This is a genomic window from Duganella sp. AC237 (assembly GCF_979254035.1).
In genome coordinates, this window is record NZ_CEEDEW010000003.1 from 3,298,402 (window position 1) to 3,310,862 (window position 12,461).

At 64.0% G+C, this 12,461-nt stretch carries 10 protein-coding genes; 7 read left to right on the top strand and 3 right to left on the bottom strand.

What is annotated here, in order from left to right:
• Positions 1 to 27 precede the first annotated feature (27 nt).
• Positions 28 to 1,230, top strand: a complete 1,203-nt coding sequence (locus tag AC0IYS_RS14865) for an ammonium transporter (RefSeq protein ID WP_471705873.1) — start codon at positions 28 to 30, stop codon at positions 1,228 to 1,230.
• Positions 1,231 to 1,395: 165 nt separating this feature from the next.
• Here AC0IYS_RS14865 and AC0IYS_RS14870 read toward each other — a convergent pair whose 3' ends face one another.
• Entirely contained in the window at positions 1,396 to 1,971 is a 576-nt protein-coding gene (locus AC0IYS_RS14870; RefSeq protein ID WP_090319117.1) for a helix-turn-helix domain-containing protein, read from the bottom strand.
• A gap of 191 nt (positions 1,972 to 2,162) precedes the next feature.
• On the opposite strand from AC0IYS_RS14870, the gene kbl reads away from it, so the two are divergent.
• The 3 genes from kbl to AC0IYS_RS14885 are packed head-to-tail and all read left to right on the top strand — an operon-like array spanning position 2,163 to position 5,794.
• Positions 2,163 to 3,368 (top strand): glycine C-acetyltransferase, encoded by a 1,206-nt coding sequence (gene kbl / locus AC0IYS_RS14875; RefSeq protein WP_363509289.1) that lies wholly within the window; start codon positions 2,163 to 2,165, stop codon positions 3,366 to 3,368.
• A 17-nt stretch (positions 3,369 to 3,385) separates the two neighbouring features.
• Positions 3,386 to 4,354, top strand: coding sequence for an NAD-dependent epimerase/dehydratase family protein (locus AC0IYS_RS14880; RefSeq protein ID WP_471705874.1), 969 nt, complete (start codon positions 3,386 to 3,388; stop codon positions 4,352 to 4,354).
• Between the two features lie 42 nt (positions 4,355 to 4,396).
• The gene (locus tag AC0IYS_RS14885) at positions 4,397 to 5,794 is read left to right on the top strand and encodes an L-serine ammonia-lyase (RefSeq protein WP_471705875.1); all 1,398 of its coding nucleotides are present in this window, start codon (positions 4,397 to 4,399) and stop codon (positions 5,792 to 5,794) included.
• Between the two features lie 9 nt (positions 5,795 to 5,803).
• Here the strand turns inward: AC0IYS_RS14885 and AC0IYS_RS14890 are convergent, their stop codons facing one another.
• A complete protein-coding gene (locus tag AC0IYS_RS14890) occupies positions 5,804 to 8,947 on the bottom strand; it encodes a bifunctional diguanylate cyclase/phosphodiesterase (protein WP_471705876.1) in 3,144 nt (1,047 codons plus the stop codon).
• A gap of 234 nt (positions 8,948 to 9,181) precedes the next feature.
• Here AC0IYS_RS14890 and thrC point away from each other — a divergent pair, with 234 nt between their 5' ends.
• Genes thrC through moaD form a run of 3 tightly spaced genes read left to right on the top strand, consistent with a single transcriptional unit; the run spans position 9,182 to position 12,155 of the window.
• Entirely contained in the window at positions 9,182 to 10,660 is a 1,479-nt protein-coding gene (gene thrC, locus AC0IYS_RS14895) for a threonine synthase (RefSeq protein WP_471705877.1), read from the top strand.
• Between the two features lie 2 nt (positions 10,661 to 10,662).
• Positions 10,663 to 11,901 (top strand): molybdopterin molybdotransferase MoeA, encoded by a 1,239-nt coding sequence (locus tag AC0IYS_RS14900; RefSeq protein ID WP_471705878.1) that lies wholly within the window; start codon positions 10,663 to 10,665, stop codon positions 11,899 to 11,901.
• Complete coding sequence (gene moaD, locus AC0IYS_RS14905; RefSeq protein ID WP_471705879.1) at positions 11,901 to 12,155, top strand: molybdopterin converting factor subunit 1; 255 nt, start codon at positions 11,901 to 11,903, stop codon at positions 12,153 to 12,155. Before AC0IYS_RS14900 ends, moaD begins: the two co-directional genes overlap by 1 nt.
• 70 nt (positions 12,156 to 12,225) lie before the next feature.
• Here the strand turns inward: moaD and AC0IYS_RS14910 are convergent, their stop codons facing one another.
• The gene (locus tag AC0IYS_RS14910) at positions 12,226 to 12,444 is read right to left on the bottom strand and encodes a hypothetical protein (RefSeq protein WP_471705880.1); all 219 of its coding nucleotides are present in this window, start codon (positions 12,442 to 12,444) and stop codon (positions 12,226 to 12,228) included.
• Positions 12,445 to 12,461: the final 17 nt, after the last annotated feature.

The window sequence follows — 12,461 nt, forward strand, 5'->3', positions numbered from 1 at the left end:
CGTGCATTATTTTGGGGAGTGATTTTGATGGGATTACACAAAGACGGCGCCGATGCATTGTTCATTTTGCTAGGCGCCATCATGATTTTGGCGATGCACGCCGGCTTCGCGTTCCTGGAGTTGGGCACCGTGCGCAAGAAGAACCAGGTCAACGCGCTGGTGAAGATCCTGGTGGATTTCGCGGTGTCGACCATCGCTTACTTCTTCGTCGGTTACAGCATCGCCTACGGCGTCAATTTCTTCTCCTCGGCCGACGTGCTGGCGGCCAAAAACGGCTATGAGCTGGTCAAATTCTTCTTCCTGCTGACGTTCGCGGCGGCCATCCCGGCCATCATCTCGGGCGGCATCGCGGAGCGCGCGCGCTTCCATCCACAGCTGATCGCCACCGCGCTGCTGGTCGGCTTCGTGTATCCGTTCTTTGAGGGGATCGTCTGGAACCGCCGCTTCGGCATCCAGGAGTGGCTGCTGCAGGCCTTCGGCGCCGAGTTCCACGACTTCGCCGGTTCGGTGGTGGTGCATGCCGTGGGCGGATGGATCGCGCTGCCGGCGGTGCTTTTACTTGGCGCGCGGCGCGGGCGCTATATGAAGAACGGCGCGATCGCCGCGCATCCGCCGTCGTCGATTCCGTTCCTGGCGCTGGGCGCGTGGATTCTGACGGTCGGCTGGTTCGGCTTCAATGTCATGAGCGCGCAGTCGCTGGACAAGATGAATGGCCTGGTGGCGGTCAATTCGCTGATGGCGATGGTTGGTGGTACGCTGGTTGCGCTGCTGATGGGGAAAAACGATCCCGGCTTCGCTTATAACGGGCCGCTGGCCGGATTGGTGGCGGTGTGCGCCGGATCGGACCTGATGCATCCGATGGGCGCTCTGGTGACGGGCGGTATCGCCGGCGCCATCTTCGTCTGGATGTTCACGCTCGCACAAAACAAGTGGAAGATCGACGATGTGCTCGGCGTTTGGCCGCTGCATGGCCTGTGCGGCGCCTGGGGCGGGATCGCCGCAGGTATCTTCGGGTTGAAGGCGCTGGGCGGGATGGGCGGTGTGTCGTTCGCCGCGCAGTTGTCGGGGACGGTGTTGGGCGTGGTGATCGCGCTGGCGGGCGGCTTTGCCATCTATGGCGTGTTGAAAGCCACGATGGGTTTGCGCCTCGATCCCGAGGACGAGTTCCAGGGGGCCGACCTGGCCATCCACCGCATCAGCTCCACGCCGGAGCGGGAGTCGAACTGGTAGGCGTGGTAGTTTTCCAGGCCGGTGGCGGCTCGTGGCGGATTACGCCGTTCCGGCTAATCCGCCCTACGTGTCTCCGTGGATCATTGAGTTAGCGTGCCTGAGGAGACACGTAGGGCGGATTAGCGAAGCGTAATCCGCCACGAGCCGCCACCGCAGCGATCCCTGTCACCGATGTATAACAACCAGCAGCGCCTTCGCCTCGGTCTTGCCGACGTTGCGGATGGTGTGCTGCTGGTCGCCCGGGTAGCGCGCGGTGCCGCCCAGTTTGACCTTTTTCTTGGTGTTACCCACTTCCACTTCGACCGACCCATGCAGCAGCGTGACATGCTCCTGCGCCCCGGGATCGTGCCCTTGCGACGCCAGCTCCCCACCGGGCGACAAGGTCAGCTCATACCATTCATACTTACCCGCCAGCTCCATCGGCCCGAGGATGCGCAGCACGTAGCCGGCATGATTGCCGGGCAGCGTGGGGGTTTCGTGGGCGTCGAGCACGCGGATGGTCTCGGATTCCTTCTCCGCCGTCGCCAGCAGTTCGCCGATCTGCACCCCCAGCGCGTTCGATAGCCGCCACGTGATGGCGATGGTCGGATTGGCCTTCTCGCGTTCGATCTGCGACAGCATCGACTTGGAGACCCCCGCGATGCGAGACAGGTCTTCCAAAGTGAGGCCTCGCGCGAGGCGCAGACGTTGCAGGGCGGCGCCGACCTCGGGTGGTGCGTTCGTCGAAACAGGTGTTTTCATTGTTTTATTCGGCGGATAGGCTAAATTCTAAGTAAATCTGTCGGAAAAACGCGGCCAGAACCGCATGCTTCCGTCTTGCGCAGTTCACTGGTTCTCTGTAAGATTCGATATATTGAATTTGAGTTCGACATAACGGATTTCTTATAACGCAGTGAAAATCTGCTGAAATCGTACCACATACAAGGACCATCATGAGCGACCAAGCAAAAAGCACCTTCTTCAGCGGCCTGCAGCAAAACCTCGATCAATTGCGCGATCAGGGCCTGTACAAGCCGGAGCGCGTGCTTGCTTCGCGCCAGGGTTCCGAAGTGGTCGCGCAGGATGGCCGTACGCTGATCAATATGTGCGCCAACAACTACCTGGGCCTGTCCGGCGAGGAGTGGGTCGCCAAGGCATCGATCGAGGCGACCGAAAAATACGGCTATGGCCTGTCGTCGGTGCGTTTCATCTGCGGTACCCAGACCGTGCACAAGCAACTGGAACAGGCGATCTCCAAATTCCTCGGCACCGAAGACACGATCCTGTACGCGGCCGCCTTCGACGCCAACGGCGGCGTGTTCGAGCCGCTGTTCGACGAGAACGACGCCATCATCTCGGACGCGTTGAACCACGCCTCCATCATCGACGGCATCCGCCTGTGCAAAGCCGCGCGCTTCCGCTACGCCCACAACGATATGGCCGACCTGGAAGCGCAGTTGCAAGCGGCCGCCGACAAGCGCCATAAAGTCATCGTGACCGACGGCGTGTTCTCGATGGACGGCACCATCGCCCAGCTGGACAAGATCTGCGATCTGGCCGACAAATACGGTGCGCTGGTGATGATCGACGAGTGCCACGCCTCCGGCTTCATGGGCGCGACCGGCCGCGGCACCCACGAGCACCACAACGTCATGGGCCGCGTCGACATCATCACGGGTACCCTGGGCAAGGCCCTGGGCGGCGCGATGGGCGGCTTCACGTCCGCCCGCAAGGAGGTGATCGACATGCTGCGCCAGAAATCTCGTCCTTACCTGTTCTCCAACACGCTGGCGCCATCGATCGCCGGCGCCTCGCTGGCGGTGCTGGAGCGGCTGTCGCAGTCGACCGAACTGCGCGACCGCCTGCACGAGAACACCGCCTACTTCCGCAAGGAGATCGAGCGTATCGGCTTCACTATCAAGCCGGGTACGCACCCTGTGGTTCCTGTCATGTTGTTCGATGCGCCCGTCGCCCAGAAATTCGCGGCACGAATGTATGAGCTGGGCGTTCTGCTCAGCGGCTTCTTCTACCCGGTGGTCCCGATGGGCCAGGCGCGCGTGCGTGTCCAATTGTCTGCCGCGCATACCCGCGAACAGCTGGACACCGTGCTCAAAGCATTCGAACAGGCGGGCACAGAGCTTGGCCTGCTTAAAAAATAAAACAGTCAGGAATCAAAATGGAACAACAACGCATCCTCGTCATCGGCGCCAACGGCCAAATCGGCAGTGAACTGGTGGAGGCGCTGGCCGCCAGACACGGTGAGCAGAACGTCATCGCCAGCGACATCAGCCCGACCAATCTGTATAACGCGGCGCGCTACACGCCGCTCAATGTGCTGGACAAGCAGGCGCTGGCCACCCTGGTGACGGAGGAGGGCATCACCCAGGTGTACCAACTGGCGGCGATGCTGTCGGCCACCGGCGAAGCGGCGCCGCTGAAGGCCTGGACGTTGAACATGGACGGCTTGCTGAACATTCTGGAGGTGGCGCGCGAGCGCGGCATCATCGGCAAGCCGCTCAAGGTCTTCTGGCCGTCGTCGATCGCCGCCTTCGGCCCGAACACGCCGGCTGTGAACACGCCGCAAACGACGGTGATGGACCCGACCACGATCTACGGCATAAGCAAGCTGGCCGGCGAGCGCCTGTGCGAGTATTACTTCATCAAGTACGGCGTCGACGTGCGCAGCATCCGCTACCCTGGCATCATCAGCTACAAGTCGCCACCGGGCGGCGGCACCACCGATTATGCGATCGCGATCTTCCATTCCGCGCTGCGCGGCGAGCGCTATGAGTGCTTCCTCGGCCCGCAGACCACGCTGCCGATGATCTACATGCCCGATGCCATCCGCGCCACCATCGAATTGATGGAAGCGCCGGCCGGACAGGTGAAGGTCCGCTCGGCCTACAACGTCGCCGGCGTGTCCTTCAACCCGGAGCAGCTGGCCGCCGCCGTCACGCGCGCCGTGCCTGATTTTAAGATCGGCTACAAGCCGGATAGCCGCCAAGCCATCGCCGACACGTGGCCGCAAAGCCTGGACGACGCCACCGCGACGGCCGACTGGGGCTGGAAGGCCCGCATCGGCATCGAGGAGATGGTGACCGACATGCTGGCCAATGTCGACGTCAGTCTGAGCAAAGCGGCGTAATGCGGCCGCGTAAATCTATACTATAAAAAAGAGAGACAACTGATGGACATGAGCGTATTCGATTTGTTCAAGATCGGCATCGGGCCGTCGAGCTCCCACACGGTGGGACCGATGGTGGCGGCGCGCCGCTTCCTGCTCGACTGCGCTCCGCTGGACGATGTCACCGAGGTGAGTGCCGAGTTGTATGGCTCCTTGGCGCTCACCGGCATTGGCCACGCGACCGACAAGGCGGTGATTCTCGGCCTGATGGGCGAAACCCCGCAGGACGCGGTGCCAACCCGGGTCGACGCCCAACTGGCCGACGCCGAAGCGGCGGGAGAGTTAAAGCTGCTGGGTACCCGCACGGTGCCGTTCAAGCGCGGCAAGCACCTGGTCTTCCATATGGCCGAGTCGCTCGCCGAACACCCCAACGGCATGCGTTTCACGCTGAACCGCGCCGACGGTTCCACCACCAGCAAAGTATATTACTCGGTCGGCGGTGGCTTCATCAAGGAGGAGGGCGAAGCGCCGCAGATGCCTTCGAGCGGCGAAGGCGCAGATCACACTCCGTCGATTCCGTACCCGTTCGATACGATGGACCAGCTGCTGGCGCATGGCGAGAGAAGCGGCCTGACAATCCCGCAAATGCTGCGCGCGAACGAACGCCGCAAGCGCAGCGAGGATGAACTGAACGCCGGCATCGACAAGATCTGGCACGTTATGCGCGACTGCATCGCCCATGGCCTGGACACGGCCGGCCGGTTGCCGGGCGGTTTGAACGTCAAGCGGCGCGCGGCCGATTTGTGGACGCAATCGCAATCCAGCGCCAGCCAGGCGAACCAATTGCCGCACGACGCGCTGCACCAGGTCAGCCTGTACGCGATGGCCGTCAACGAGGAAAACGCGGCCGGCGGGCGCGTGGTCACGGCGCCGACCAACGGCGCGGCCGGCATCATTCCGGCGGTGCTGCGCTACTACGCGGAGGACTGCAAGCCAAGCGACCCGGTCACCGGTATCCGCGACTTCATGCTGACCGCTGCGGCCATCGGCATGCTGTGCAAGCGTAACGCGTCGATCTCGGGGGCGGAAATCGGTTGCCAGGGTGAGGTTGGCGTGGCGTGCGCGATGGCGGCGGCGGGCCTGGTGGCGGCGCTGGGCGGTTCCAACAACCAGATCGAGAACGCCGCCGAAATCGGCATCGAGCACCATCTCGGCATGACCTGCGACCCGATCGGCGGGTTGGTGCAGATCCCCTGCATCGAGCGTAACGGCATGGGCGCGGTCAAGGCGATTACGGCGGCGTCGCTGGCATTGAAGGGCGACGGCACCCATTTCGTCAGCCTCGATGAAGTGATCGAAACGATGCGCCAGACCGGCGCCGACATGCAGGCCAAGTACAAGGAAACCTCGCTCGGCGGCCTGGCGATCCACGTCATCACCGTCAACCACGCGGCCTGCTGACGCGCAAACTTACGCGACCAGCTCCAGCATCAGCTGCCGGAACGCCTGTTCCGGCACCGGCTTGCTGAAGTAATATCCCTGCATCTCGTTGCAATGCTGCTGCTGGAGGAACTCCAGCTGTTCGGCCGTTTCCACGCCCTCCGCAATCGTCTTCAGGCCCAGGCTGCGCGCCATGTTGATGATGGCGCTGACGATCGCCTTGTCCTCCGCGTCGGTGCTGATATCGCGCACGAACGACTTGTCGATCTTCAGCTTGTATACCTTGAACTTCTTCAAGTGACTGAGCGACGAATAGCCGGTGCCGAAATCGTCGATCGACATCCTGATTCCGCGCTCGTGCAGGTTGTTCATCATGGCGATCGCGCCTTGCGGATCGTTCAGCGCCACGCCCTCCGTAAGCTCCAGCTCCAGATACTCGGGCGGCAAACCTTCCTCCTGCAGGATCTGCGTGATCAACTCCGGCAGATCGGTATTGCGGAACTGCGTCGCCGACAGGTTGACCGCCATGACCAGCGGCGGCAGGCCGTCGTCCAGCCATGCGCGCGCCTGCCGCACCGCCTGGCGCAGCACCCACGCGCCGATCGGCAGTATCAGCCCGCTTTCCTCTGCGGCGGGGATGAACTCGGTCGGTGACACCACGCCAAGCTCCGGCGTCGACCAGCGCAGCAACGCCTCGGCGCCGATGATGCGCTGGTCCGGCAGCGACACCTGCGGCTGATACACCACCTGCAGCTGGTCGCGCTCCAGCGCGTAGCGCAGCGCATTGACCAATTGCAGATGCCGCGCCGCCCGCTGCTGCATGGCGGCGGTGAAGAAGCGGAAGTCGGCCCGCCCCGCGTGCTTGACCTGGTACATGGCGGCGTCGGCGCGCTGCAGCAGCGTTTCCATGTCGGCGCCGTCGGCCGGATACAAGGCGATGCCGATCGACGCTGTCACCTTCAGGTCGTGCGTGCCGACGCGGAAAGGCTGGCCGATCAGTTCCATCAGCTTGCGCGCCACTTCGGCGGCGTCCTGCGACTCCGCTTTTTGCAGCACGAAGATGAATTCGTCGCCGCCCAGGCGCGCCACGATGTCCTCCTCGCGCAGGCCCTGGCGCAGCCGCTTGGCCAGCTCGCACAGCAGGCCGTCGCCGACGCTGTGGCCGAGCGAGTCGTTGATGTCCTTGAAGTGATCCAGGTCGAGCATCATCAGCGCCATCGATTCGCGGTTGCGGCGCGCCAGCGCCAGCGAGTGCAGCGTGTGCTCCTGCAGCTGCGCGCGGTTCGGCAGGCCGGTCAGCGGATCGAAATGCGCCAGGTACTGAATCCGCTCGTCGGCCAATTTGCGGTCGGTGATGTCGCGCGTGATACCGAGCAGCATGCGCTGCTCGCCGTCGGCGCCGTTCATCGGCGCGGCGTGAGTCTCGAGCCAGCGCTGGCCGCCCTTCAGGCCCTGGACCCGGAATTCCAGATGGCCGTTCTCGCCGTTGATCACGCGCTGGTGCAGGGCGATGAAGGCGTCGCGGTAGTCGGGCAGGATCAGGTCCGTCAGCACGTGCTTCTGTAGCTCCTCCAGCGATTCCGCCTCGAGGATCTTCAGGCCCGCCGCGTTCATCTCCAGCAGCCGGCCGTGCGCATCCACCACCTTGATGCATTCCGGTTCGGTCTCGATGATTGTGCGCAGATGCTGCTCGCTTTTGCGCAGCGAGGCCTCGGTCAGCTCGCGTTTGCGTTCGTGGTCGAAGTTCTTCAGCGCGAATTCGATGTCGAGCGCCATTTCGACGAACAGGTCGCGCACCTCGGCGTCGAATACCTCCGGGGTGGTGGAATAGGCGGAGAAGAAGCCGACGATCCGGCCCTGGCGCCGCAGCGGCAGGTGGGCCGACGCCGCCCAGCCATAGCGCGCCGCGCGCGCGTGCCATGGCGCGGTTTCCGGCGACTTCAGGAAGTCCTGGCACCAGTACGGCTCCCCGCTGCGGTGGCACACGCCGATCGGCCCGCGCCCTTCCGGCAGCTGTTCGTCGAGCGAGATGCCAAGATTGTTCAGGTACTCGGTGCCGTCGCCGGCGCTTGCCGCCGGCGAGACGTTGTGCGGCTGGCCATCGCCGGCGGCGTCGATCATGCCGATCCATGCCATCGACATGCCGCCGTAGGTCACCACCGCGCCGCAGATGTCGTCGAACAGTTCCTGCTCGCTGGTGCTGCGCACGATGGACTGGTTGCATTGGCTCAGGGCCGCGTACAGGCGGCCGACGCGCTGCGAGCGCGCCAGCGCCAGCCCGCGCTCCGAATCGAGCCTTGCCAGGTTTTGCTGCATGCCGGCCAGCCAGGTCCAGACGCTTTCCCTGGCGCCATCGCGCACCGCCAGCGGTTCGCTGACGTCGCCGTGTCCGAGGCGTTCGATGGCGCCTTGCAGCTGGCCGACCGAGCATCCCAGCGCCGAATCCAGATTGCGCTTGGCGCGCCATAGCAGCGCCAGCATCGCCAGCGCGAACAGCATGAAGGCCGCCCTGGCCAGGTTGGCCGCCGACGATGCCGATTCGACCGCCTGGCGTGTGCGTCGCTCGACACTGTCGTTCACCTGGGCGATCGGCTCCATGATCGCCGCCTTGGCGTGGTGATAGGTGTCGTCGTAGAGCAGCGCCAGGGCGGCGGCGACGGCCAGCGCGTCGTCGCCGCCGAAGTCGCGCATCGCCAGCGCCTTGTTCTCGATCGCCGTCAGGCGGTCCGATTCGTCCTTGGCGCGGGTTAGCAGAGACAATTCGGCAGGCGTGAAATTGGTTTCCTGTATCCGCACCATGAGCGCGACGGGCTGGCCAGCCTCCCGGGGGCGCTGCTGCTCATCGATTACCAGATCCCAGTAGACGTTGTCGTAGCGTTGCGGGCGCGGCTTGCGGCCGTCGCGGATATCGATGATTTCTTGATAATTTTGCCGGTAACGCGGGTCCCCGGTCGCCACGTAGGTACGCGCCATGCGGGTCATGTCGTCGGAGGACTGGCGCAGCTCGTCGACCAGGTTGCGCGACACGTAACGCAGCTCGTTGGCTTCGTCGATGCGTTTTTCGGTCCACACGTAGAGCAGGAAGGCGATGGTGACAATGAACAGGGCGCTAAAGCAGGCCCACAGGATGCGGGCGAACGGGGCGGCTTTGCGGCGTGCGGGGGACTTCATCATCATCGATTGCGGCGGCGGCGGAAAATGGCGGGGGTGGCCTGCCCAGTATATTGCCGGAATGACAGACAAACCAGTGCGGGACAACCGAACATGCCAGTCCGGGCCTGCGCATAACCATAAAACAACGGCAATCGCACCGGAAACGGCGAGGCGCACTATAATATCCGCTCGCTTTGTAACGTTCTGCCAATAGCTGCCAGCCAACCTTGTCAGCCCAACCGGACTTTCTAATCTATGCAATACGTGTCTACCCGCGCCGCCGCATCGGCCGCTTCGTCGTCTCCCCAACAATTTTCGGACATTCTGCTTGGCGGCCTGGCCGCCGACGGCGGCCTGTTCCTGCCGTCGGCCTACCCGCAGGTGACCGGCGCGGAACTGGACGCATGGCGCCAGCTGTCCTACGCCGACCTGGCGTTCGAGATTTTGAAGAAGTTCGCGACCGACATTCCGGAAGCCGATCTGCGCGCGCTGACCGCCAAGACCTACACCAAGGAGGTCTACCGCAACGCCCGCGCCGGCGAAAAGGCTAGCCAGATCACGCCGTTGCGCGTGCTGGAAGAGGGCGACAATGGCACTAAACTGGTGCTGCAGGCGCTGTCGAACGGCCCGACGCTGGCCTTCAAGGACATGGCGATGCAGTTGCTGGGCAATCTGTTCGAGTACACGCTGGCCAAGCAGAACGCGGAACTGAATATTTTCGGCGCCACCTCCGGCGACACCGGCAGCGCCGCCGAATACGCGATGCGCGGCAAGAAGGGCATCCGCGTCTTCATGCTGTCGCCGCACCAGAAAATGAGCGCCTTCCAGACCGCGCAAATGTTCAGCCTCCAGGACCCGAACATCTTCAACATCGCCATCGAAGGGGTGTTCGACGACGCCCAGGACATGGTCAAGGCGGTGTCCAACGACCTGCCGTTCAAGACCAAACAGAAGATCGGCACCGTCAATTCGATCAACTGGGCGCGTGTCGTGGCGCAGGTGGTGTACTACTTCCGCGGCTACCTGTCGGCCACCACGTCGAACGAGCAGAAGGTCTCGTTCACCGTCCCGTCGGGGAACTTCGGCAACATCTGCGCCGGCCACATCGCCCGCATGATGGGCCTGCCGATCGACAAGCTGATCGCCGCCACCAACGAAAACGACGTGCTCGACGAATTCTTCCGCACCGGCGTGTACCGCGTGCGCAAGTCGGCCGAGACCTATCACACCAGCAGCCCGTCGATGGATATCTCCAAGGCGTCCAACTTCGAGCGCTTCATCTACGATCTGGTTGGCCGCGACGGCGAGCGCACCCGCGCGCTGTTCCACAAGGTCGAGACGCAGGGCGGCTTCGACCTGTCGGGCAAGCCTGGCAGCGACGGCGACGAATTCAAGCTGGTGTCCAAGTACGGCTTCAAGTCCGGCAAGTCGACCCATGACGACCGCCTGAACACCATCCGCGACGTCGCCGACGACTACGGCATCGTCATCGACACCCACACCGCCGACGGCATCAAGGTCGCGCGCGAAAACCTGGAACCCGGTGTCACGATGATCGTGCTGGAGACCGCGCTGGCGGCCAAGTTCAACGAGACCATCCTCGATGCGCTGGGCGAGGACGCGGAACGTCCGGAAGGCTTCGAGAACATCGAAGACCTGCCGCAGAAATTCGTGGTCATGAAGCCCGACGTCGAGAAGATGAAGGCTTACATCGCGGCCAACACCGGTCTGTGATCATGAGCGCACCGCTGTCCCCGTCCAAGCATCAACCGAGGCCGATGCTGGCTGTCGCCGAGGCGCAGGCCCTGATGCTGGCCGCCGCGCGTCCCGTGGCCGACATCGAAACGGTGCCGACGCTGAACGCCAACGGCCGCATCCTGGCCCACGCTCAAGTGTCGGGCATGAATGTGCCGGGGATGGACAACACGCAGATGGACGGCTACGCGGTACGCGCCGCCGATTGCGCCAGCGGCGAGGCGGTGTTGACGGTGTCGCAGCGGATACCGGCCGGCCATGTCGGCCAGCCTTTGCTGCCGGGGACCGCCGCGCGCATCTTCACCGGCGCCCATATACCGGAGGGCGCGGACGCCGTCGTCATGCAGGAGCAGTGCGAGTTGGTCGGCAACCTGGTCACCGTCAAGCACGCGCCCAGGTCCGGCGAATGGATACGCCGCGCCGGCGAGGACATCACCAGCGGCAGCGTGATCCTGCCGGCCGGCGCGCGGCTGCGCAGCCAGGAGCTGGGGCTGGCCGCGTCGGTCGGCCTGGCCGAATTGCCCGTCAAGCGCAAGCTGCGCGTGGCCGTGTTCTTCACCGGCGACGAGCTGGCCATGCCGGGCGAGCCGCTGGCGCCGGGCGCGATCTACAATTCCAACCGCTTCACCTTGCGCGCGCTGCTGGAGAACCTGGGCTGTGAGATCACCGATTTCGGCATCGTGCCCGATTCGCTCGAGGCCACGCGTTCGGTGCTGCGCGAAAGCGCCCAAGGGCATGATCTGATCATCACCTCCGGCGGCGTGTCCGTCGGCGAGGAAGACCACATCAAGCCGGCGGTCGAGGCGGAGGGCAAGCTGAATATGTGGCTGATCGCCGTCAAGCCGGGCAAGCCGCTGGCGTTCGGCGAGGTCAAGGACGCCTTTTTCCTCGGCCTGCCGGGCAATCCGGTGGCCAGCTTCATCACCTTCCTGATGTTCGTGCGGCCGTTCATCCTGCGCTTGCAGGGCGTCTCCGGCGAGATCGCGCCGCGCGCATTCCAGATGCGCGCCGATTTCGACATGCCAAAGGCCGACAGGCGCAACGAGTTCCTGCGGGCGCGTGTCAACGCGGGCGGCGGACTCGAATTGTTCAGCAACCAGAGTTCCGGCGTGCTGACATCGACCGTCTGGGGCGATGGCGTGATCGACAACCCTCCCGGCACCACCATCTCCGCCGGAGACATGGTCCGGTTTATTCCGTTTAGCGAGTTAATGTACTGATGGCTGTTACCGTAAAATTTTTCGCCAGTGTTCGCGAAGCCGTGGGCGCCTCGTCCGAGACGCTGGACCTGCCGGCGTCCGTGACGACGGTCGGCCAGCTGCGCGCGCACCTGGCGGCGCGCGGCGACGCCTGGCAGCAGGCTTTGGGTAGCCCGGCCTTGCGCATGGCCTGCAACCAGGTCATGTGCGGCGCGGAGAGCGCCGTCGCCGACGGCGCCGAGGTGGCGTTCTTCCCGCCGGTGACCGGCGGCTGAGTCAACAGGCGGCCAGGCAAACCCGCACCGCCACCCGGGGTCTGACCCCTTGGGGTCAGACCCCATCGGCTTAGGGTTTGCGGGGTTGCGCTGCTGCGGCGCGCTCGGCTTCGCGATTGCGGCGCCACGCGCTCCATGTGAACAGCGCGGCCGCCATCAACGCCCAGACTGCGGCGCTCAGATAGTCATTGCGCGAGGTCGAGCCCTTGAACCATTCGACGGCGGCCAGTATCGCAAACAACGGCACGGCGGCCAGCAGATAGCGTTTAATCCAAAAAGCAGTGCCCATCATGTCTCCATTAATAT